This is a genomic window from Ramlibacter humi, from assembly GCF_004681975.1.
Taxonomy (GTDB): Bacteria; Pseudomonadota; Gammaproteobacteria; order Burkholderiales; family Burkholderiaceae_C; genus Ramlibacter; species Ramlibacter humi.
Window position 1 is genome coordinate 147,621 of record NZ_SMLK01000004.1, and the last position, 20,800, is coordinate 168,420.

Here is a 20,800-nt window from a genome sequence, read left to right on the forward strand (position 1 = left end):
TGCGCAGAGTTCGCAGAGGGAGCCCAGAGGACTCGGAGAAGACAAAGGAAATTCCTGAATGGTTTCCTCTGCGAGCTCCGCGTTTCCTCTGCGCACTCTGCGTAAGGGAGTCCGCTTTCCCGCATCAATCGCCCTCGCAAATTTCATGAATCCGGCGCACGCCACCGTGGCGCTCGCCCCCACACTCGCGCGGTCATGCCGTTGTCTTCCTTCGCCGATTTCGTGATGCTGGCCGCCATCTGGGGCGGCTCGTTCCTCTTCACCCGCCTGGGCGTGGTCGATTTCGGGCCCATGCCCACCGCCGCGTTGCGCGTGGCCATCGCGTCCGCCTTCCTGCTGCCGCTGGTGCTGCTGCGCGGCCTGGGGCCTGAGCTGAAGAAGCACTGGCGCAAGATCTTCGTCGTCGGCGTGTTGAACTCCGCCATCCCGTTCGCGCTGTTCGCGTTCGCCGTCACCACCATCACCACCGGCCTGTCGGCCATCCTGAACGCGACCGTGCCGCTGTTCGGCGCGCTCGTCGCGTGGGTGTGGCTGAAGGACCGCCCCGCCCCGGCGCGCGCGCTCGGCCTTGCCATCGGTTTCGCCGGCGTGGCGATGCTGGCCTGGGACAAGGCCAGCTTCAAGGCCGGCGCGGACGGCATCGCGCCGGGCTGGGCGGTGCTGGCCTGCCTGGGCGCGACGCTCTTCTACGGCATCGCGGCCAGCTGCACCAAGAAGTACCTGTCGGGCTTGTCGCCCCTCGTCACCGCCACCGGCAGCCAGCTGGGCGCGACGGTCGCGCTGGCATTGCCCGCGCTGTGGCACGCACCCGCGAAGATGCCCGGCATGCAGGCATGGCTGGCCATGCTCGCGCTGGGCGTCATCTGCACGGGCGTCGCGTACATCCTGTACTTCCGGCTCATCGAGCAGGCCGGGCCGGCACGCGCGCTGGCCGTCACCTTCGTCGTGCCGGTGTTCGCCGTGATCTACGGCGTGCTCTTCCTTGGCGAAGCGGTCACCGCCTGGATGCTGTTGTGCGCGGCGGTCATCGTCTGCGGCACCGCGTTGTCGACGGGCCTGCTGAAGCTGCCGTCGCGCGAAGCTCCGCGCACGCCGGACCCGGCGGCGCGCCGCTGAGTTCGGGCGGCGCACCCTCGCGTGCGCCGAACCAACGCATCCATGCGCCCGTTTCGCGGACGGGATGCGCATGGGTGCCCCCTCCCAGGGCGCATAGCTCCATCGGGTCATGGCCCCAGTGGTGCGCTGAGACCCTCGAGTGAAAGCCTTGTTTGAGAATCGTCTGCATCGATGGACCGCCGGGACTCCAAGATGCACAAGATTCTTCCTGCGACCTTGCTCTGCCTGGCCCTCTCGCCAGCGCTCGCCGCGGATGCACCGGGCAACACGACCGTGGCGCAGAACAGCCCGGCCCAGACGGATGGGATCGTCCACGCCTCCCTCATGGTGCCCGCGGGGCCGGCCTCGCCGGCCGCCAAGGCACAGACCCCCACGCTGCACGCACCGGCCGCGCCGGAACCCAAGGGTGAGCGTGACCACGGCGCGGGCGCGGGCGGCATGCTGCTCGCCGCCATCGCGCTGATGCTGGGCATCGTGCTTCGGCGCTGGGGCACGGGCCAGCAATGACGGCACCGCTGCGATCGCAGGCGGAGCGCGCGTTCAAGTGGAGCGCGCTCACCACCGTGGGCCGCTTCGGCCTGCAGCTGGTGGCGCAGGTGCTGCTGGCGCGTTTGCTCGGGCCTTCCAACTATGGCGTGTACGGCATCGGCATGGTGGTGCTGACCTTCGCCGCCTTCCTTTCGGGCAACGCGTTCAGCTACATCCTGATGCTGCAGAAGGACGTGGACGAGGACGACGTGCGCTTCGCCTTCACCTGGCAGCTGGTGGCCGGCTTGCTGTGCTCGCTTGGCATGTTCCTGCTGGCGGCGCCGCTGGCCGGGTTCTTCGGCGACGCGCGCGTCGAGCCCATGCTGCAGTGGATGTCGGTGGCCTGCCTGCTGATGGCGCTGGCGGGTTGCTCCACGTGCCTGCTGCAGCGTGACCTGAACTTCCGCGCGCTGGGCCTGGTGCAGCTGGCCAGCTACGGCATCGGCTACCTGGGCATCGGCGTGCCGATGGCGCTGCAAGGCCACGGCGCGCAGGCGCTGGCCGCGGCCTGCGTGGTGCAGGCCGCGGTGGTGCTGGCCGGCAACTTCGCGGTGCGGCCGCATCCGCTGAAGCTGCTGTGGCGCCACCCGCTGGGCAGCGAGACGCTGGGCACGGGCCGCACGGTGTTCTTCACCAACATCGTCAACTGGCTGCTGGCGAACCTGGACCGCATCGTCATCGGGCGCGTGCTGAACACGCAGGCCGTCGGCCTGTACGGCGTGGCGTACAACATCGCGTCCATCCCCAACGTGCTGCTGGTCACCTCGCTGCAGCCCACCTTCCTGGCCGCCGGCGCACGGCTGCAGGACCAGCCGCGCGAACTGGCACGGGCCTGGCTCACGCTGCTGGCCTGCCTGGTCGTGTTCGTCACGCCGGTGGCGATGATCATGTCCCTGCTCGCGGGCGACCTGGTGCAGCTGCTGTACGGACCCGCGTGGGCCGAAGCCGGCTGGGCGATGGGCGTGATGTTCGCGTGCGTGCCCGCGTGGGCGTGCCTCGGCCTGTCGACGCCCGTGCTGTGGAACACCGGCCGCAAGCACCAGGAAGCGCTGCTGCAGCTGCCGCTGCTGGCCATCGCGCTGCCCGCGTGGTGGCTGCTGGCGCCGGGCGGCATCCGCGGCGTGGTGATCGCCTCGGCCCTCATCGTCTTCGCGCGCGCCGCCGTCATCGTCGGCAGCGGGCTGCGCGCGCTGGACCTGCACTGGCGCGAGCTGCTGCCTTTCGCGCTGCGCGGGCTGGGCCTGGCCGTCGCGTGCTCCGCCGCCGTCATCGCCGGGCGCGAAGCCGTCCTTCCGCTCCACCATCCCCTGTTCACGCTGTTGGCCGGCGGCGCCGCCGGCACCGCGGTGCTGATCGTGCTGGTGTTCGCGCGGCCGCAGGTGTTCGGTCCCGAAGCGCGCGCCGTGCTGGCGCGCGTGATCCCTTCCGCGCGGCCGCGCTGGCCCGCCCCCCCTGCCCCGGAGGCCCGCCCATGAAACGCCCCGACCCCAAGGACCAGGCAACCACCGTGAAGGCACGCGAAGCGCGCTGGAACTGGCGCAAGGACGGCCTCCTGTTCCTGATCTTCCCCGCGATGCTGGCGCTCACGGCGCTGGACGTGCTGCTGTCCGGCCGCGACCTCACGCAGTCGTTCATGGACCTGGAGCGCGAGGTCACCGCCATCGAGGCCGCCGTGCGCAACCCCATCATCGCGTGGCTGCAGCGCGGCGTGTCCATCGCGCTGGTGGCCATCTGCCTGGAGCGGGTGGTCAGCCACTTCCTGCAGCGCAAGCCGGTGCCCGCCCCGGTGCTGACGTGGACCTTCGTCTTCTACTGGCTGACATCGGTGGCGATGCCCGCGGTGTTCGGCGCCAACCCGCGCATCTCGCACGAGTACCTGTACCCGCTGCTGCTGGGGCTGGCCTGCACGCTGTGCGGGCCCGACGACCGCGAGCGCATCTTCCGCGTCACGCGCAACGCCCTGTTCGTCTACCTCGCGGCCGGCGTGGCGCTGGTGCCGCTGTGGCCTTCGCTGACGCTGGACACCGCGTACACGCAGGGCCTGATCCCCGGCCTGCCGCGGTTCGGCGGCCTGGCCTCGCACCCGGTGATGCTGGGCATGCTGGCGCAGACCGCGCTGGTGATCCTGTGGGCGCGCCCGATGCAGCGCGGCTGGCTGAACTCCGCCTGCTGGGCGCTGGGCCTGGGCGTGCTGTTCATGGCGCAGTCCAAGACGGCGTGGCTGTGCTTCGTGCTCTCGGGCGCTTGCCTGGTGCTGGTCAAGCGCGCGCCCGGCACGATGACCAGGGTGGGCGATCCGCGACGCAGCTCCTTCGGCGTCGGCTTGCTGCTGATGGTGATCGGCGCGGTGCTGGTGGCGCTGGTGGGCATGGTGGTGTTCGACCTGCCAACGATGATCGACGACTTCTTCAACTCCAGCACCGGCGCGCAGCTGGCCTCGCTGACCGGCCGCGACCGCATCTGGGCGGTGGCGCTGGACGAGTGGAGCCGCAACCCGGTGTTCGGCTACGGCCTGAACCTGTGGGACGCCGAATACCGCCAGGCCATCGGCATGCCCAACGCGACCCACGGCCACAACCAGTTCATCGACACGATGGCGCGGTCCGGCACCGTGGGCCTGGTCGGCCTGGTGCTGTACGCCCTGGTACTCACCGTGATGTCGGTGCGCTACGCGCGCAGCACCGGCGGCCTGAGCCTGGCGCTGTACGTCACGCTGGCCCTGCTGTGCATCAGCGAGGTGCCGCTGATCCTGGTGGACTACGGCAGCCACGTCATCACCCACTTCCTCCTCATCGCCGCCGTCGCGTCCGGGGCAGCCGCGCGAGTGAAGGCGCCGCGCGCCGCCGCGACCCGCATCGAACCCACGCTGAGGACCGCCCCATGAAGTTTTCGGTTGTCATTCCGCTGTACAACAAGGCCCGCTACGTCGGCAGCGCCATCCAGTCGGTGCTGCAGCAGAGCGTGCAGCCGCACGAGGTCATCGTCGTGGACGACGGCTCCAGCGACTACGGGCCAGCGGTCGTGGAATCCATCCAGGACCCGCGCGTGCGCCTGGTCCGCCAAGCCAACGCCGGCGTGTCGGTGGCGCGCAACCGCGGCATCGCCGAAGCCACCGGCGAGTGGGTCGCCTTCCTCGACGCCGACGACTGGTATCACCCCGAATTCCTGGCCGCGCTGAAGCAGGCCCACGAAGCTTCCCCGCAGGCGGGCCTGCTGGGCGCGCAGTTCCGCACCATGACGCTGCCCCTGGGCGGCCCCGATGCGTGGCCGGTGACCGAGGGTTTTGTCGAGGTCGAGACGGTGGACGACCTTCGCCAGCGCTGGATGAAGACCTCGCCGTTCTGCACCAGCAGCGTGGCGATCCGCGCCGACCTGCTGCGCACCATGCAGCCCTGCTTCGCCGAAGGCGAGTCGCACGGCGAGGACCTGGACCTGTGGTTCCGCACCGGCGACCTCACGCCGGTGGCACTGGTGAACGCGCCTTTCGCCGCCGTGCGGGTGCTGCCGGACAGCCTGTCGCGCCGCACGCCCCGCACCACCGAGCCGCCCTTCCTCGCCCGCATGCGCCAGCGCGCGCTCAACGGCGAGATCCCGGCGCATCACCGCAAGTCGGCGCTGTGGTTCGTCGGCCAGCAGGAGGTGACGCTGGCGCGCGAGGCGCTGGGCACGGGCAACCGCAAGCTGGCGCTGAAGTTCCTGTTCGCGGGGCGGGGCGTGATGTTCACGCGCCGCTGGATGCTCACGCTGGCCATGACGCTGTTCATGCCCACCCATTTCGCCGACACCTGGCAGCGCTGGCGCCTGCGCAGCGCCGAGGTGTTCTCGCCGGAGGGCCCCGCGCGATGAGCTCCTGCCGCGTTTCCATCGTCATCAAGGCGCTGAACGAGGAAGACAACGTCGCCGCGGCGATCGAGAGCTGCCTGGCCGCGCTGAAGGACGTGGGCGGCGAGGTGATCCTGGCCGACTCGGCGTCCACCGACGGCACCGTGCAGGCGGCCAGCCGCTTCCCGGTGCGCATCGTGCAATTGGCGCGGGCGGCCGACCGCAGCTGCGGCGCCGGCCCCCAACTGGGCTGGCAGCACTCGCGCGGCGAGTACGTCTACATCATGGATGGCGACATGAAGATGGTGCCGGGCTTCCTGGAGCAGGCCCTGGCCTTCCTCGCCCAGCACCCCGAGATCGCCGGCGTCGGCGGCCGCGTGGTGGAGCTGAACAACGACAGCCTGGAGTACCGCGAACGCGGTGAGCGCAGCGCGAAGTCGGAGGCGCACCGCACGCCGGGCCAGGTGGACCGGCTGGACGGCGGCGGCCTCTACCGCCGCGTCGCCATCGAGGAAACGGGCTACTTCTCCGACCGCAACCTGCACAGCTACGAAGAGTTCGACCTCGCCGTGCGGCTGCGCTCGCTGGGCTGGAAGCTGTGGCGCATGCCGGTGGATGCGGTGACGCACTTCGGCCACGACGCGCCACCCTACCAGCTGCTGGTGCGCCGCTGGCGCTCGCGCTACGCCTGCGGGCTGGGCGAGCTGGTGCGCGGCGCCGTGGGCCAGCCCCGCATGAAGCTCGTGTTTCGCGGCCTGCGCGAATTGCGCCTGTACCTGGCCGTGCTCGCCTGGTGGGCCGTGCTGCTGTCGGTGCCGGTCTGGCCCGTGGGCGGCACGCCCGCGCGTGCGATCACTTTCGCGGCCATCGCCGCCGCGCCCTTCGCCGCGATGGCCTGGCGCAAGCGCTCGCTGTCGCGCGCCACGTACTCGGTGGTGTCGTGGTGCGTGCAGGCCGCCGGCCTCGTGCGCGGCTTCTTCGCGCCCAGGCACTCGCCGCGCGCCCTCATTCCCAGCATCGTCATCCAGGAACCCCAGCCGGCCGCGCCCCGCCAGGGGCAGGCCCAGTACTCATGACCGCACCGATGGAAAGCCCCTCGACTTTCGGACTCGCCGTTCCCGCCGCCGCCGGCGATGCGGCGCGGGAGAGCCGCTTCATCTACATCGCCGTCCCGTGGACGCCCATGGGCGGCGGCATGTACAAGGTGGCCGACTACCTGATCCAGTCGCAGGCCGAGCGCGACGACGGCCCGGTGCTCAAGCCGCTGGACACGCGCGGCGAAGGCGGCGCCGCGGCCTCGCTGGTGCAAGTGTTCCGCGCGGTGAAGCAGCTGGTGAAGGACCGCATGGCCCGGCGCGTGGCCGGCGTGCACGTCAACATGGCCGAGCGCCTGGACTTCGTGCGCGAGTCCATCATCCTCATCGCGTGCAGGCTGCTGGGCATCCCGACGGTGCTGCACCTGCACGCCGCGCAGCTGCACCACAGCTACCGCCGCTTTCCCGCGCCGCTGAAGGCGGTGGTCCGCTGGATCTTCTCGCTGCCTCAAGCCTGCGTGGTGCTGGGCCGCATGTCGGCGCAGTTCGTGACCGACGACCTGAAGGTGCCGGCGGAAAGGGTGGAGATCGTGATCAACGGCGTGCCCGAACCCGTGGCCGAGCGCCGCCCGTTCACGCTGCACGGCGTGCCGCGCGTGCTGTTCGTCGGCAACCTGTCCGAGCGCAAGGGCGTGTCCGACCTGCTGCAGTCGCTGGCACAGCCCGCGCTGGCCGGCGTGCCGCTGCACCTCACGCTGGTGGGCGGCGGCGACGTCGCCGGCTATGCCGCGCAGGCCGAGCGGCTGAAGGTCGCGCACAAGGTGCACTTCCACGGCTGGGCCGGCCAGGCGGAACTGGCGAAGCTGCTGGCCGATGCCGACGTGCTGGTGCTGCCTTCCTACGACGAAGGCCTTCCGCTCGCCATCCTGGAAGCGCTGGCGCATGGCGTGGCCGTGGTGTGCACGCCGGTGGGCGAGATCCCGCACGTGCTGTCGCACCGCATGAACGCCTGCTTCGTCGAGCCGGGCGACCCGGCCAGCATCGCGCGCGGCCTGGCGCAGGTGCTGACCGAGCACGAACTGCGCGAGCGCCTGGAACAGAATGGCCGCGCGCTATACGACGAGCAGTTCTCGCTGGCGCGCTTCTCCATCGCCATCGCGCGCATCCACCAGCGGCAGTTCGGCCTGTCCGCGCCGCTGGTGTCGAACACGCTGGAGGTACGCGCGTGATCGAAAGCGCCCGCCAGGTCCCCCGCGGCACCACGCTCAACGCCGACGTCTGCATCGTCGGCGCGGGCGCGGCCGGCATCCCGCTCGCCCTGTCGCTGTCCGGCCGCGGCCTGAACGTCCTGCTGCTGGAAGCCGGCGAACGCGCCAACGACCCGAAAGCGCAGGCGCACTACGAAGGCGAAGTCGCCGACGAGCGCATGCACAGCCCGCTGCACCGCTACCGCCTGCGCGGGCTGGGCGGGTCCACCAGCCTGTGGGGCGGCCGCTGCATGCCGTACGACCCGATCGATTTCGAGGAAAGGTCGTGGGTGCCCCACAGCGGCTGGCCGATCTCGCACGACGGGCTGCAGCCTTACTACGCGCGCGCCAACGCCTGGTCGGAAGCGGGCCGCTACGCGTACGACGCGCGCACCGCGTTGCCGCTGGCCGGGCCGATGTTCGACGGTTTCGACAGCGGCATCGTGCGCACCAACGGGCTGGAGCGCTTCTCCTGCCCCACCGATTTCGGCAAGCGCTACCGCAAGCGGCTGGAAGTCGCGCACGACGTGCGCGTGCTCACCGGCGCGCACGGCACCGCGCTGCGCCTGGACCAGCCCGGCGGCAGCGTGAAGGCGCTGGACGTCGCGACGCTGGACGGCAACCGCTTCCAGGTGGCGGCGCGCGCCGTGGTGCTGGCCGGCGGCGGGCTGGAGACGGCGCGGCTGCTGCTCAACTCCAACGACGTCGCCACCCAGGGCGTGGGCAACGAGCACGATGTGGTGGGCCGCTACTACCAGTGCCACATCGCGGGCAACGTGGGCACGCTGGTGGTCAACGGGCCGGTCTCGCGCGTGCGCCACGGCTACGAAGTCTCACCCGAGGGCATCTACTGCCGCCGCCGCCTGGCCATCGATCCGGCGCAACAGCGCAAGCACGCGCTGCTGAACGCTGTGGCGCGGCTGCACTTCCCCAAGATCACCGACCCCGCGCACCGCAACGGCGTGCTGTCGGGGCTGGTGCTGGCCAGGAGCTTCATCAGCTACGAATACGGCAAGCGGCTGCGCGACACGCAGCCGATGGACGCCGAGACGTTCTCGCGCCACGTGATGAACGTGATGATGGACCCGCTGGACACGGCGGCCTTCCTCTCGCACTGGCTGCGCAAGCGCACGCTGGCGCAGCGCAAGTTTCCCTCGGTGATCCTGCGCAACCGCACCAACCGCTTCAGCCTGGAGGTGCAGGGCGAGCAGCAGCCGCTGGCTTCCAGCCGCGTGATGCTGGCCGACGGGCGGGACGAGCTGGGCATGCGGCGTTTGCGCGTGGACTGGCGCTACTGCCAGGCCGACATCCAGTCGGTGGCGCGCACGCTGGACCTCATCGCGGCCGAACTGGCGCGCACCGGCGTCGGCCGCTACGAGTACCAGCCCGAGACGCTGGAAGAAGACCTGATGCGCTACGGCGCCTACGGCGGCCACCACATCGGCACGGCGCGCATGGGCACGAACCCGAAGAACAGCGTGGTCGATGCCGACTGCAAGGTGCATTCGGTGCGCAACCTCTACGTCGCCGGCAGCGCGGCCTTCCCCACGTCCAGCCAGGCCAACCCCACGCTCACCATCGTGGCCCTGTCGCTGCGGCTGGCCGACCGGCTGGCGCAGAAGCTCGAGCCGCGCCGAGCGGCCGCCGAGGAGGTGTTCGCATGAAGGTGATGGTGCTGGGGGGCAGCGGCTACATCGGCACGCGGCTCGTCGCGATGCTGCGCGAGGCGGGCCACCAGGTGGTCGCGGCCTCGTCGCGCGCGCAGCCGGGCGAAGGGCGCCTGCGGCTGGACACGCGCGATGGCCCCGCCCTCGCTCTCGCGCTCAACGGCTGCGACGCCGTGGTGAACGCGGTGGCGGGCGATGCCGGGTCCATCGCCACCGGCGCGCGGCTGCTCGCGGCGGCGGCGGGCGCGGCCGGCGTGCCGCGGCTGGTGCACCTGAGCACGATGTCGGTCTACGGCGCGGTGGAAGGCCGCGTCGACGAAGCCACCGGACCGGGCCCCGTGCTCGGCTGGTACGACCGCGCCAAGCGCGAAGCGGAGCAGCACCTGGTCACCTACCTGGCCGGTGGCGGCATGGCCGTCGTGCTGCGGCCCGGTTGCGTGTGGGGCCCGGACTGCGAGCTCTGGGTCGGACGCATCGGCCGCTGGCTGCGCGCCGGGCGCCTGGGCGACCTGGGCGCCGCGGGCGATGGCTGGTCCAACCTCGTGCACGTCAACGACGTGTGCGTGGCCGCGATGCGATCGCTGGAAGTGCCGCTGGCCCGCGGCGAGTGCCGCGCTTTCAACCTCGCGGCGCCGGACAGCCCGCGCTGGAACGAGTACTTCACCGACCTGGCGCTGGAGATCGGCGCCACGCCGGTGCGGCGCCTGTCGCCGCGGCAGCTGACGCTGGATGCGAAAGTGGCCGGGCCCGTGCTGCACGTCATGCGCAAGCTGCTGCGGAAGGCCGGCCGCGGCGCCGGTTCGCTGCCCGACCCGGTGACCCCCGGGCTGCTGGGCGTGTGGCAGCGGCACCTGCACCTGGATTCGCGCGCGGCTTCGGAGTCGCTGCACATGGACTGGACACCGTACCCGGTGGCGCTGCAGGAAGCCGCCGCCTGGTTCCTGCAGGCCGAAGGGCCGGCGCCGGCGCGTTCCCGTCCGCTGCCCGCCGCGAGTTGAAGACCGGCCGCCCATGAAGATCCAACTGCTGCGCATGGAGGACCTGGGGCGCAACGAGCGCGCGCGTTGGCGCGCGCTGCAAGCGGCCAACCCCACGCTGGCCAGCCCGTGCTTCTCCTGGGATTTCGCGGAAGCGGTGGACGCCGTGCACGACGACGTGTTCGTCGCCGTGCTCGAGGAAGACGGCGTGATCGTGGGCTTCTTCCCTTTCCAGCGCCGCCTGGGCGCGGGCCGGCCGCTGGGCGGCCGCATGTCGGACCACCACGGCGTGGTCGCGGCGCCGGGCACGCACTGGCACTGGGGCGAGCTGCTGCTGCGCGCGCGGCTGTCGTACTGGCAGTTCGACCACCTGCCCGCGTGGCAGTGCCCGCCCGTGATGGTGCGGCATGCGGCTTCGCCGGGGCTGGACCTCTCCGGCGGCTTCGAGCCGTGGCTGCAGCGCAAGCTGGCGGCCGGCCAGTCGATGCGCAAGCTGCAGCGCGCGATGCGCAAGCTCGAACGCGAGCTCGGGCCGTTGAAGCTGGACCTGCACAGCCACGATGACCATGCGTTCGCCACCGTGCTGCGGCTGAAGTCCGAGCAGTGCCTGCGCACCGGCGAAGCCGACCTGTTCGCGACGGCCTGGAAACGCGAACTGGTGGAACGCATCCGCGCCATCGACCGCGAAGACTTCGGCGGCCGCCTGTCCACGCTGCATGCCGGCGACACGCTGCTGGCGGCGCACTTCGGCATGCACACGCCGCAGGTGTGGCACTGGTGGTTCCCGGTCTACAACCGCGAGTTCGCGCCGCTGTCGCCGGGCCTGGTGATGCTGGTGGAGACCGCGCGCGCCGCGGCAGGGGAAGGCCACCGGCTCCTCGACCTGGGCAAGGGCGACGAGCCGTACAAGTCGCAGATGGCCGACACCGCGATGCCGCTGGTGGAAGGACTTGCCGCGCGTCCCACGGCGCTGACCGCGGCGCGCCATCTGCGCAAGCGCGTCGGCGCGTGGTTGCGCACTTCCCGTTGGGCGCGGCCCGCGCTGCCGTTGCTCCAGCGCCTGCGGGGCCTCGCCGGCTGGGTGGTTTTCGTACCCGACCTGCAACCGCTCGCGCTCTTCGCTTAAGCGCTTTTCGCAGCCACGTGCACGCCGCTTCGCACGGCATGTGCATACGCATGTAACTTCGTTCGCTCGATGCGTCGTAACGCGGGCTGCCCGCGGCTGTCGCGCGTCGCCAACGCGGCGGTGACCTCTGCACCGCGTGACCGGACCATCGCCGCCGCAGAGCTTGGAAGCGCTGTCGCGCAACCCGGCGTTTCGAGCCCGTGAATACTGCCGGGCAGGCCGTTACCGCTGAGCGTTGCCAAGCTCATCCAGAGGCATTCCTGGTTACTTTTGTAGGCGCCCAACTCGGCCGTTTGTCGGACGTCTCCTACTACATTCACGCCTCTCGCTGAGGCAGGCCACCGGCCGCCGCAGTTCGCGAGGCGGCCACGAGGCGCCACGCGCGCCGCATCCCCAGCTCATCTTCAACTTGGTCAAGGTTCGGCAGCTCGCTGTCGGACGAGCCAAACCCCAGACAAGTTTGAACATGCAACGACGTTTCTTCCTGAAGTCCGGTTCCGCCTCTGCCGTCGCGCTGGCCCTCGCCGCTTGCGGCGGCGGTGGTGGCGGTGGTGGTGGCGGCGCCGACAGCTCCGCCGGCGCCACGGGCAGCAGCCTGGCCACCGGCGCCAGCACCACCCGCAACGCCGCCTCCGGCCCCAACTCGTACCCGTTCGGCTCGCGCCTGGACGCCTACGTCGCCGGCGTCCTGCCCACGTCGGCCAGCAAAGACCAGATGGACGCGGCGGTGCGCAGCAGCTACGACGCCTGGAAGGCGCACGGCCTCGTCGACGTGCCCACCGTCTCCGGCGGCAAGGCGCTGAGGTTCGGCACCTCCGGCGACTACCTCACGGTGTCCGAAGGCATGGGCTACGCGATGCTGATCACGGTGCTGATGGCCGGCCACGACCCGCAGGCGCGCAACCTGTTCGACGGCCTGCTGAAGACCGTGCGTGCGCGCCCCGCGTACAGCATCCCGGCCGGCAACGGCGGGCAGTACCTGATGGACTGGCGCCTGACGATCGACGGCTCGTCGACCGACGCCGCCGGCGGCGGCTGGAACGCGATGGACGGCGACCTGGACATCGCGATGGCGCTGCTGATGGCCGACCGCCAGTGGGGTTCCACCGGCACCTGGAACTACAGGCAGGAAGGCATCAACACGATCAACGCGCTGAAGTCGTGGAACATGAAGCCCGACGGCACGACCAAGGGCATGTCCACGGCCAACGTGAGCCGCACGTCCGACTACATGATCAGCCACTTCCGCGCGTTCAAGCGCGCGACGGGCGACTCGCTGTGGGACCTGGCGGTGGACCGCGCGTACTGGCTGGTGAACTACATGCAGAACACCTACAGCCCGAACTGCGGCCTGATGCCCGACTTCATCGTGCAGACCGACACGTCCACGCCGATCCCCTCGCCCGGCTACATGGGCGACTTCGTGGCGACCGAGGGCTACTACTACGCCAACGCGCAGCGCAACCCGTGGCGCTACGCCACCGACTACGTCACGTCCGGCGACAGCCGCTGGGCCGACGTGTGCACGAAGCTGGTGAACTTCATCCAGCGCGACACCAACGGCAACCCGGCCATCATCTCGGCCGGCTACCACCTGGACGGCGCGGCCATGGACCGCAGCTACTCGCCGGAAGGGATGATCGGCCCGATGCTGTGCGGCGCGATGGTGAACGGCCAGTTCCAGACTTTCCTGAACTCGCTGTGGAACTGGAACGCCGGCAACTTCACCACCGACTACTACGACTCCGAGCTGCAGCTGCTGCCGATGATCGTGGCGTCGGGCAACTGGTGGAACCCGTGACGCCGGGCGGCGTCGGCAGCGGCGGCACGGGCTGAATTCGGGCGGACACCGCTTTCTACCGCGCCATCGCCCAGCGCACGAACCCGCGGGTATCGGGCGCGGGCAATGACACCGACACTGGCCGCCCCTGGGCGGCCAGCAGCGCTTCCGCGGCCATTGCGCCGGAGCGGGCGGCGCTTTCCATCGAGCAGGGCAGCGCGGTGTCCAGCCAATCGCCGGCCAGCCAGAGCCCCTGCACCGCGGTGGCGGGCGGCGGGCGCAGCGCTTCCATGCCGGGGCGCATCTGCGGGATCGCCATCGGGATGCGGTGCACGCGCGCATGCACCACGCGCGCCTGACGCGCCATCGGCGCGAACTCGGCCACCTCGCCCATGGTGTGCTCGACGATGCGGCCGTCCGGCCAGTCGGCGCGCGCCATCGGCCCGATCGCGTTGCAGGCGATGACCGAGTTGCGCCCGGCCAGCGCGGGACGGATCTTCGACAGGTCGTGGAAGTCGGTGTTCAGGCCCTGCGGGCTCCAGGCGCGCGCCCAGAAGCGCTCGTGCGTGACGGGCCGGTCGTACCAGAGGTAGGTGCTGATGTACGGCGCGGGCCGGAAGTAGCCCGCCGTCGTGCCGAGCTGCTGCAGCGCCGCGTGGCCGCCGGCGAGCTTCGCGACTTCCTGCGGCGGCAGGGCCAGCACGCAGCGGCGCGTGCCGATGGACAGGCCGTCCTCCATCTCCAGGCCTTCGATGCCGCCCTCGCCGATGCGCAGCTGCCGCACGCGCGCGCCGAACAGCACCTGGCCGCCGGAGCGGAGAACGGCACGGCAGGCGCCGGGCACGTACAGCTGCGCCAGCGCCAGCTTCGGAAAGCCGAAGTGCCAGCCGCTGCGGCCCAGCATCAGGCGGAACACGCGCATCATCGAAGCGGCCGAGCACTGCTCCAGCGGCACGTTCAGCAGCGCCAGCACGGCCGAGCGCCAGAACCATTCGATCGCCGCGGGCCGCACGCCCATCTCGCGCAGGTGCGCGTTGGCGTCCTCCACGTCCAGCTCGCGCAGCGAGCGCTCGTTCAGCCGCGCGGCCTGCCAGGCGATGCGCCGATGCGACCACAGGTCGCCGACCGACAGGCGCCGCAGCGCGTTGGGCAGCATCGGCAGGCCGTGCAAAGGCGAAGGCAGCGGCAGCGTGTGCATGCGCAGCATGCCCTTGCCGTCCTGCAGCGTGATGATCGGCCGCCGCTGCCACTGCACCTGCCTGGCCGTGTCCAGCCGGCGCAGCATGGCCAGGAAGTTGCGATGCTCCGACGTGATGACGTGCGGTCCGGCGTCCACCTGCATGCCGGTGGTCTCGTCCTGCCAGCTGGCCGCGCGGCCGCCCGCGTGCTCGCCCGCTTCCAGGACGGTGACGCGCAGGCCCGCGTCGGCCAGGGCCAGCGCGCAGCGCAGCCCGGCCACGCCGGAGCCGACCACCACCACGTCGGCGATCACGTCTTGTCTCTCCCGCTGCGGCCGCGCGTGCGGCAGGCCATCTCGCGCATCCGGCCAGGGTAGCGGGCGCTAGCCCAGCTGTATCGCCGCGCGGGCGACGGAATGAGTCAGGATTTATTGATGAGGCAGGCCGCTACCCCTGCCACACGCCATAGCCGGCCTTGCGCAGCGCGATGCCCAGTTCCACTTCCATCTCGCGCGCCGCTTCGTAGGGCATGGGGTTGAAGCGCTCGTACAGCTTGGGCAGCAGGTGCAGGCCCCACTGCTGCACGAACCGGTTGGCCTGGATGCCGGCCTTGTGCTTGTCGAAGCGCACGTCGGGGTCCAGGCCCGTCATGCCGACATAGACAAAGGGCTTGCCCAGTTCGTAGTCCGGGTTGGCCTTGCGGAACTTCGCCACGTTCCACACCGGGTCGTCGAGTTGCACGACGTAGACGTGGTAGTGCGGGCGGCGGGGCATGGCGCCGCATTTTGACGGGTTGAAAGCGGACTCCCTTACGCAGAGGGCGCAGAGGTTTCGCAGAGATCGCAGAGGAAAACCTCTAAAGGCTTCCTTTGTCTTCTCTGCGTCCTCTGCGAAACCTCTGCGCCCTCTGCGTAAGGGAGTCCGTATTTCCTCAAGCCACCTGCGGCCACTTGTGCAGCAGCGACCGGGCGGCCAGCTGGATGGCGCGCTTGAGGAACAGCGGGTTGCCGTGCACGTAGCGGGCCCACAGGCGGCGCGGTTCGCGGCCCAGGCGGAAGGCCCACTCCAGGCCGCACTTGCGCATCCACGTGGGGGCGCGAGGCACTTTGCCGCCCAGGAAGTCGAGGATGGCGCCGCCGCACACGATCAGGCACGGCGACCCCAGCGCGTCGCGCAGGGCGATGGCCACCTCTTCCTGCTTGGGCATGCCCATGCCCAGCACGATGACGCGCGGGCGGAAGCGGCCGGCCAGCCGCAGGTAGTCGCGCAGTTCCAGGAAGCCGTTGGCGGTGATGCAAGGGCTGTTGGGCGCCAGCCTCTCCTTCACGGCCTGTTGCGCTTTCGTCAGCCACGGCTCGCTGGTGCCGAACAGCGCGATGGGCAGGCCGTCGGCGCGCGCCAGCAGCTTGGGGATCAGGTCGGTGCCGTTCAGGTTCTGGCCCGGCGGCTGGTTGAGCATCTGCATCAGCATGGCGACGCCGATGCCGTCGCGCACGACGATGTCGGCCGCGGCCAGCGAGCGGTAGAAGCTCTCCGACTGCACCACCATGTTCATCGCGTGCGCGTTGACGAAAGCCAGCGCGCGCGCTTCGCCCGGAACCAGCAGCCAGTCCATCAGCTGCTCCTCGCCGTCCGGGCTGTTCACCCGGGCCATCGATCGCAGCAGCTGGAACCAGCGCACCTGCCAGTCCCGGGAAGGGGACGGCAGCGGCGCGGACATCAGACGGCTCCCGCCCCGTTGAGGACGGCGCCCACCACCGTGACGCCAAACTCCTTGAGGTCCTCGGACAGCTTGATCACGCGCGGCATGGAGCTGCGGTCGCGGCAGGTCACCATCAACGCGGCGCCCGCGCGCGCGGCGATGGTTTCGGCGTCGGCCCACGAGCTGGCGGCGGGCGTGTCGATGAGGATGACCTCGTACAGGCCGTGCAGAGACTGCACCAGCCGCTGGAACTGCGGCCGCGACAGCAGCTCCTGCGGGTTGGGCGGCAGCACGCCGGCGGGCAGCAGCGTCAGGCCGGGCAGCTGCTTGATCTCGCACAGCACCTCGGCGCCGGCGCGGCCGGCCAGCAGCGACGACAGGCCGGTCTTGCCGGGCACGCCGAAGATGCGGTGCTGGCGGGGCTTGCGCAGGTCGGCGTCGATCACCAGCGTGCGCTTGCCCATCTGGGCGAACAGCACGGCCAGGTTGGCGGTGATGTAGCTGCGGCCTTCGCCGGGACCGGCGCTGACGACGGCCAGCGCCTGCTGGTGCGCGGTCTCGTTCTCGAACCAGCGCAGCATCAGCTGCGCGCGCAGGCTGCGCAGGTGTTCCACCGCCGGGCTGTCCGGCTCGTAGGCGGCCACCAGGTCCTTGCCCAAGCCCGCATCGGGCGAGATGCTGGCGTGGCCGAACTGCAGGGCGAGCGCGTGGCGCACGTCCTCGTCGGTGAGCAGGCCCATCGAGATGCCGGCCTCGCCGAACGGCAGGCCCACCTTCTGCTGGTAGTCGTGGATGCGTTCGGCTTCGTCCTCGGTCAGGCGGCCGGCGTCCACCAGCAGCGCGCCGATCGGCTTCTGCGGTTCGCGCGGACCGGGGCCCACCAGGTCGAGGTCGCGGTGCAGGGGAAGGATCTGGCTGTTCATGCGATGCTCCCGCGGTAGGCCAGCGCCGGGCGCGTCGGGCCGTTGGCCAGCAGGGCCAGCGACTCGCGGCCGTTGTGGGCGGGCACGGTGGCCAGGATCGGCAGGTTGGTGGCGAGCGACAGGTCGTCGACCGAGCGCACGCGGCGGTTCAGAAGCTCCAGCAGCAGGGCGACGGCCAGGGCCAGCAGCGCGCCGGCGGCGGCCGCGATGGCCAGCGCCGCCTTGGCGCTGGGACCCTTGGGCTCCAGCGGCTCCACCGCGGTGGCCAGGCGCTGGATGTTGGTCTGGTTGGTCAGGGCCTGCAGCTTGGACTGCGAGGCGCGCTCGGCCACCTGCTCGTATGCCTTCTGGGCGGCGTCGACGTCGCGGCGCAGCACGCTCAGTTCGTCGCGGTACTTGTTGAACTGCATGACGCGGGCACGCTGGGCGTTGACGGCGCCCTGCAGCTCGCGCTCGCGGGCGCGGCCCACCTGGTAGGCGGTCTCCACCGCGTGGCCGATGCTGCCGGTCTCGGAGTTCAGGCGGGACTTCATCGCGCCCAGCTCCTCCTGCATGCGGATCATCTGCGGGTGGCGCGCGCCGAGGTTGGCGCTGGCTTCCTGGATCTTGGCTTCCTGCGCCGCGATGTTGGCCTTCAGCGTGTTGATCAGCGGGCTGTTCATCGCTTCCTGGATGCTGCCGGCGGACGCGGCGCGCTTGTTGGCGACGTCGGTCAGCTGGCCCTGCACCAGCGTCAGCTGGGACGACAGCTCGTTCAGGCGCTGCGTCTCCATGTCCACGCCGTCGGCGCTGATGACGCCGGTGCGCTGCTGGTAGGCGGTGAGCGCGCCCTGCGCCTGCTCCAGGCGGTCGCGGGCGAACTTCAGCTGCTCCTCGAACCAGCTGGAGTAGCGCTTGGCCGGATCGGTCTTGATGTCCAGCGCCACGTCCAGGTAGGCCTGCGAGAACGCGTTGGCGACCTTGGCCGCTTCCTGCGGATTGCGCGAGGTGTAGCTGATGTTGATGATGTTGCTCTCGCGCGCCGGCTTGACCTCCAGGTTCTGCTGCAGGTCGTTGGCCAGGTTGGCCTTGGGCGTCTTCGGGTTCGCCTTGTCCAGGCCGAGCATCTCCACCACCTTCTCGGCCACCCGGCTGGAGCGCACGATGTCCATCTGCGTGGCCATGTAGGCCTGCGGCACGATGCTCTGGTAGTTGGGCTGGCTGGCCAGCGGGTCGTTGGCGCGCAGGTCCACCAGGATGGGCGCGTGCGCGGTGTAGTTCTTCGGCCGAAACATCACCCAGGCCATGGCCAGGGCGATGGTGGCGGCGAAGATGACGAGTGCCATCGTGCGGCGTGCGCGCAGGACGGACAGGAACTGGAACAGGTTCATCGGTTCGGCCCTCCGCGTCTTAGAACAGGCTTTCGCGCACGTAGATCACGTCGTTGGGCAGCACCGGGTCGGTGAGCCGCGCGTCGCTTTCCACCTGCTTGCCGTCGTTGCCGGTGCGCGTGAGGCGCAGGCGGTTCAGGCTGCCGCGGGCGGTCGGGCCGCCGCCCTGGGCCACGGCCTGCTGGACGGTCATGCCGCGCTCGATGCGGTACGGGCCGGGGCGCTGGGCCTCGCCGTAGATGTAGTAGACGGGCGCCTTGTTGACGAAGATGGTGTCGCCGCCCATCACCAGGATGTCGTCCTGCCCCTTCTGGTTCAGGAACAGGCCCGGGATGTCGATGACCTTGCGGAACGGCTGCCCGCTGCGGGTGCCGGTGACGATGAGCGTGTCGTCGCCCATCGGCGTGACGCCGCCGGCCGCCGCCAGCAGGTCGCTCACGCGGGTGTTGGTGGTCTCCAGCGGGAACCGCCCGGGCTTCTGCACCTGGCCGAGCACCGCGACCTGGCTGCCGCGCACCTGGCCCAGGATGATGTTGACCTGGGGGTTCTTAAGGTAGTTGCCGTTCTTCAGGGCGCTGGCGATCTTGCGCTCGGCCTCGCCGATGGTGCTGCCGCCCACCTGGAGGTTGCCCACCAGCGGGTAGTTGATCGAGCCCTGTTCGGAGACCCGTGTTTCGATCGACAGGTCGGGGTTCTGGTAGACCTGCACCCGGATCTGGTCGCCGGGCCCCAGGCGGTAATCCGCGTTGCCCTGGGGTTGCGAGCCGTTGGAGGGGCCGGCGGCCCAGGCCGCCAGGCCGAGGGTCGCTGCCATCAGCAGCATCCCCATCTTTCGAAACACGGTACTTCTCATCTTTTCTCTCCCTTCGCGATGGAACTGCGGTTGCCCGCAGCCAGCGCGTCAGATCGTCAGCCGGGCTGTCAATCCGATCACGTTGGCGCGGTAATTGAAGGCGGGCAGCGACGACGAGCGTTTCTCGTAGCGGTACTGCGCGCCCAGGTTGATGGTGCGGCGGATGGCCCAGTCGACGCCCAGGTTGGCGACGTCGAACTTGTCGCGGCGGCCCACGTCGCCGCTGCCGGTGATGTTCACGAACTTGCGGTTCTCGTGCTCGTAGCGCAGGTTCACCGTGATCAGCTCGGTGGCGCGCCAGGTCGGGCCGATGTACCAGCGGTCGCTCTCCAGGTGGCCGCCCGTGCCGAACACGTAGCTGGCCAGGTCGCGCGTGTAGCCGGCGGCCAGGCTGGTCTTGCCGGTGATCGCCCAGTTGATGCCCGCCGAGCCGGTCAGGCCGCTGAAGTTGAACGCGCCGGCGTTGGCACCGTCGTGGTCGCGGCGCAGGTGCGCCAGGCGCGCGTCCACCGTGGTCTTCGGCGACACGACCCAGTGCATCGTGCCCTCGATCTCGTCGTCGTTGAAGCCGGTGATGATGGGCGAGTTGCTGTAGTCGCCGTTGCCGTGGCGGTAGCGCAGGGCGAGGGTGGAACCCGAGGCGAACTCGTAGCTGGTGCCGACGCGGCCGCTGGTTTCCGACAGGTTGGCGTCCCAGGCGGTGGGATCGGTGCTGCGCGAGGCCTGGTGCTGCAGGCCGGCCAGCACGCGCCAGCCGGCGCCCAGCTTGTAGCCGCCTTCGAACAGCTCGTTGCGCTCGGTGCGGCGGTTGATGCCGTTGGCCACGCCGTTGGACGTGACGTCGCGGAACTGGCGGCGGTCGGCGCTGGCGATGCCGTCGATGCGCTCACCCAGCTTGAAGTTCCAGGCGGCCGAGTAGTTGAAGGCCGTGAAGCCCGCGGAGATCTTGTCGTAGTGGTAGCGGTCCACTTCGGCGTCCACCACGATCTGCTGCTGGCTGATGCGCTTCTGGTAGCGCAGGCCCAGGCCCAGGCCCGTGATGGTGTCGGAGATCTGGCCCGTGGCGGTGCGCAGCACGTTGCTGTCGCGCTCGACGCCCGCCATGCCGCGGAAGTGGAAGCCCTCGCGCTGGTCGGCATTGGAGCTCACCGGCGAATAAGGCTGCGACATCGCCTGGGCCGGCGACATGGGCACCGTCATGGGCACGGTCATGTCGGTGGTCATTGGCGTCGCCGCCGACTGGCCGGCCGGCTGCGCGGCCGACTCGCCCAGCATTCCCCCGGGGGGCGATTGCAGCGTGGTCTGGGCGACCGCCACTGCGGGCAGCAGGCACGCCGCCGCCGTCGCGGTCAGCACGGGCCGGATGGACAGTTTCTTCATTGGTGTTCTCTCACGAGGAACGCCCTGCGGGAACACGCAATCCGTCATGCTCTGCATGGTCACGCGAAGGCTCACGGGCGGACAATGGCTCATTTGA

18 protein-coding genes are annotated in these 20,800 nt (G+C 70.4%); 11 read left to right on the forward strand and 7 right to left on the reverse strand.

Going from position 1 to position 20,800, the window contains the following annotated elements; translation table 11 throughout:
- Positions 1-195: 195 nt before the first annotated feature.
- The 11 genes from EZ216_RS13775 to EZ216_RS13825 all read left to right on the forward strand — a co-directional run bounded on the left by EZ216_RS13775 (position 196) and on the right by EZ216_RS13825 (position 13,318).
- Positions 196-1,116, forward strand: a complete 921-nt coding sequence (locus tag EZ216_RS13775; RefSeq protein ID WP_135250360.1) for a DMT family transporter — start codon at positions 196-198, stop codon at positions 1,114-1,116.
- 171 nt (positions 1,117-1,287) lie between these two features.
- Positions 1,288-1,623 carry a hypothetical protein gene (locus EZ216_RS13780; RefSeq protein ID WP_135250361.1) on the forward strand — a complete coding sequence of 112 codons (336 nt, stop codon included), beginning with the start codon at positions 1,288-1,290 and terminating at the stop codon, positions 1,621-1,623.
- Positions 1,620-3,119 carry an oligosaccharide flippase family protein gene (locus EZ216_RS13785; protein WP_135250362.1) on the forward strand — a complete coding sequence of 500 codons (1,500 nt, stop codon included), beginning with the start codon at positions 1,620-1,622 and terminating at the stop codon, positions 3,117-3,119. The genes EZ216_RS13780 and EZ216_RS13785 overlap by 4 nt, the downstream gene beginning before the upstream one ends.
- Complete coding sequence (locus EZ216_RS13790) at positions 3,116-4,528, forward strand: O-antigen ligase family protein (protein WP_135250363.1); 1,413 nt, start codon at positions 3,116-3,118, stop codon at positions 4,526-4,528. The genes EZ216_RS13785 and EZ216_RS13790 overlap by 4 nt, the downstream gene beginning before the upstream one ends.
- Complete coding sequence (locus tag EZ216_RS13795) at positions 4,525-5,490, forward strand: glycosyltransferase (RefSeq protein WP_135250364.1); 966 nt, start codon at positions 4,525-4,527, stop codon at positions 5,488-5,490. The genes EZ216_RS13790 and EZ216_RS13795 overlap by 4 nt, the downstream gene beginning before the upstream one ends.
- Positions 5,487-6,542 (forward strand): glycosyltransferase family 2 protein, encoded by a 1,056-nt coding sequence (locus tag EZ216_RS13800; RefSeq protein ID WP_135250365.1) that lies wholly within the window; start codon positions 5,487-5,489, stop codon positions 6,540-6,542. The genes EZ216_RS13795 and EZ216_RS13800 overlap by 4 nt, the downstream gene beginning before the upstream one ends.
- Positions 6,539-7,729 carry a glycosyltransferase family 4 protein gene (locus EZ216_RS13805; RefSeq protein WP_239024384.1) on the forward strand — a complete coding sequence of 397 codons (1,191 nt, stop codon included), beginning with the start codon at positions 6,539-6,541 and terminating at the stop codon, positions 7,727-7,729. Before EZ216_RS13800 ends, EZ216_RS13805 begins: the two co-directional genes overlap by 4 nt.
- Positions 7,726-9,411, forward strand: a complete 1,686-nt coding sequence (locus EZ216_RS13810) for an FAD-dependent oxidoreductase (RefSeq protein WP_135250366.1) — start codon at positions 7,726-7,728, stop codon at positions 9,409-9,411. Before EZ216_RS13805 ends, EZ216_RS13810 begins: the two co-directional genes overlap by 4 nt.
- Positions 9,408-10,412 carry an NAD-dependent epimerase/dehydratase family protein gene (locus EZ216_RS13815; protein WP_135250367.1) on the forward strand — a complete coding sequence of 335 codons (1,005 nt, stop codon included), beginning with the start codon at positions 9,408-9,410 and terminating at the stop codon, positions 10,410-10,412. Before EZ216_RS13810 ends, EZ216_RS13815 begins: the two co-directional genes overlap by 4 nt.
- A gap of 13 nt (positions 10,413-10,425) precedes the next feature.
- Positions 10,426-11,517, forward strand: coding sequence for a GNAT family N-acetyltransferase (locus tag EZ216_RS13820; RefSeq protein WP_135250368.1), 1,092 nt, complete (start codon positions 10,426-10,428; stop codon positions 11,515-11,517).
- 466 nt (positions 11,518-11,983) lie between these two features.
- Positions 11,984-13,318 carry a family 8 glycosyl hydrolase gene (locus EZ216_RS13825; RefSeq protein WP_135250369.1) on the forward strand — a complete coding sequence of 445 codons (1,335 nt, stop codon included), beginning with the start codon at positions 11,984-11,986 and terminating at the stop codon, positions 13,316-13,318.
- Positions 13,319-13,373: 55 nt separating this feature from the next.
- Here EZ216_RS13825 and EZ216_RS13830 read toward each other — a convergent pair whose 3' ends face one another.
- The 7 genes from EZ216_RS13830 to EZ216_RS13860 form a co-directional block, all read right to left on the reverse strand.
- Positions 13,374-14,789, reverse strand: coding sequence for a hydroxysqualene dehydroxylase (locus EZ216_RS13830; RefSeq protein ID WP_239024385.1), 1,416 nt, complete (start codon positions 14,787-14,789; stop codon positions 13,374-13,376).
- A gap of 133 nt (positions 14,790-14,922) precedes the next feature.
- Positions 14,923-15,249: a hypothetical protein gene (locus tag EZ216_RS13835; protein WP_135250370.1), complete on the reverse strand. Its 327-nt coding sequence runs from the start codon at positions 15,247-15,249 to the stop codon at positions 14,923-14,925.
- A gap of 157 nt (positions 15,250-15,406) precedes the next feature.
- Entirely contained in the window at positions 15,407-16,195 is a 789-nt protein-coding gene (locus tag EZ216_RS13840; RefSeq protein WP_135250371.1) for a WecB/TagA/CpsF family glycosyltransferase, read from the reverse strand.
- Positions 16,195-17,100, reverse strand: coding sequence for a chain length determinant protein tyrosine kinase EpsG (gene epsG, locus EZ216_RS13845; RefSeq protein WP_135250372.1), 906 nt, complete (start codon positions 17,098-17,100; stop codon positions 16,195-16,197). Before epsG ends, EZ216_RS13840 begins: the two co-directional genes overlap by 1 nt.
- Complete coding sequence (locus tag EZ216_RS13850) at positions 17,097-18,470, reverse strand: Wzz/FepE/Etk N-terminal domain-containing protein (protein WP_135250373.1); 1,374 nt, start codon at positions 18,468-18,470, stop codon at positions 17,097-17,099. The genes epsG and EZ216_RS13850 overlap by 4 nt, the downstream gene beginning before the upstream one ends.
- Positions 18,471-18,489: 19 nt before the next feature.
- Positions 18,490-19,284: a polysaccharide export protein EpsE gene (epsE, locus tag EZ216_RS13855; RefSeq protein WP_135250374.1), complete on the reverse strand. Its 795-nt coding sequence runs from the start codon at positions 19,282-19,284 to the stop codon at positions 18,490-18,492.
- Between the two features lie 87 nt (positions 19,285-19,371).
- On the reverse strand, positions 19,372-20,703 hold the full coding sequence (locus tag EZ216_RS13860) for an outer membrane beta-barrel protein (protein WP_167772910.1): 1,332 nt from the start codon (positions 20,701-20,703) through the stop codon (positions 19,372-19,374).
- Between the last annotated feature and the right edge of the window lie 97 nt (positions 20,704-20,800).

Excerpts from the sequence above, each read along its gene's own strand:
- EZ216_RS13775 (WP_135250360.1), top strand. The coding sequence starts at position 196 with ATGCCGTTGTCTTCCTTCGCCGATTTCGTGATGCTGGCCGCCATCTGG.
- EZ216_RS13780 (WP_135250361.1), top strand. The coding sequence starts at position 1,288 with ATGGACCGCCGGGACTCCAAGATGCACAAGATTCTTCCTGCGACCTTG.
- EZ216_RS13785 (WP_135250362.1), top strand. The coding sequence starts at position 1,620 with ATGACGGCACCGCTGCGATCGCAGGCGGAGCGCGCGTTCAAGTGGAGC.
- EZ216_RS13790 (WP_135250363.1), top strand. The coding sequence starts at position 3,116 with ATGAAACGCCCCGACCCCAAGGACCAGGCAACCACCGTGAAGGCACGC.
- EZ216_RS13795 (WP_135250364.1), top strand. The coding sequence starts at position 4,525 with ATGAAGTTTTCGGTTGTCATTCCGCTGTACAACAAGGCCCGCTACGTC.
- EZ216_RS13800 (WP_135250365.1), top strand. The coding sequence starts at position 5,487 with ATGAGCTCCTGCCGCGTTTCCATCGTCATCAAGGCGCTGAACGAGGAA.
- EZ216_RS13805 (WP_239024384.1), top strand. The coding sequence starts at position 6,539 with ATGACCGCACCGATGGAAAGCCCCTCGACTTTCGGACTCGCCGTTCCC.
- EZ216_RS13815 (WP_135250367.1), top strand. The coding sequence starts at position 9,408 with ATGAAGGTGATGGTGCTGGGGGGCAGCGGCTACATCGGCACGCGGCTC.
- EZ216_RS13820 (WP_135250368.1), top strand. The coding sequence starts at position 10,426 with ATGAAGATCCAACTGCTGCGCATGGAGGACCTGGGGCGCAACGAGCGC.
- EZ216_RS13825 (WP_135250369.1), top strand. The coding sequence starts at position 11,984 with ATGCAACGACGTTTCTTCCTGAAGTCCGGTTCCGCCTCTGCCGTCGCG.
- EZ216_RS13835 (WP_135250370.1), bottom strand. The coding sequence starts at position 15,249 with ATGCCCCGCCGCCCGCACTACCACGTCTACGTCGTGCAACTCGACGAC.
- EZ216_RS13840 (WP_135250371.1), bottom strand. The coding sequence starts at position 16,195 with ATGTCCGCGCCGCTGCCGTCCCCTTCCCGGGACTGGCAGGTGCGCTGG.
- epsG (WP_135250372.1), bottom strand. The coding sequence starts at position 17,100 with ATGAACAGCCAGATCCTTCCCCTGCACCGCGACCTCGACCTGGTGGGC.
- EZ216_RS13850 (WP_135250373.1), bottom strand. The coding sequence starts at position 18,470 with ATGAACCTGTTCCAGTTCCTGTCCGTCCTGCGCGCACGCCGCACGATG.
- epsE (WP_135250374.1), bottom strand. The coding sequence starts at position 19,284 with ATGGCAGCGACCCTCGGCCTGGCGGCCTGGGCCGCCGGCCCCTCCAAC.
- EZ216_RS13860 (WP_167772910.1), bottom strand. The coding sequence starts at position 20,703 with ATGAAGAAACTGTCCATCCGGCCCGTGCTGACCGCGACGGCGGCGGCG.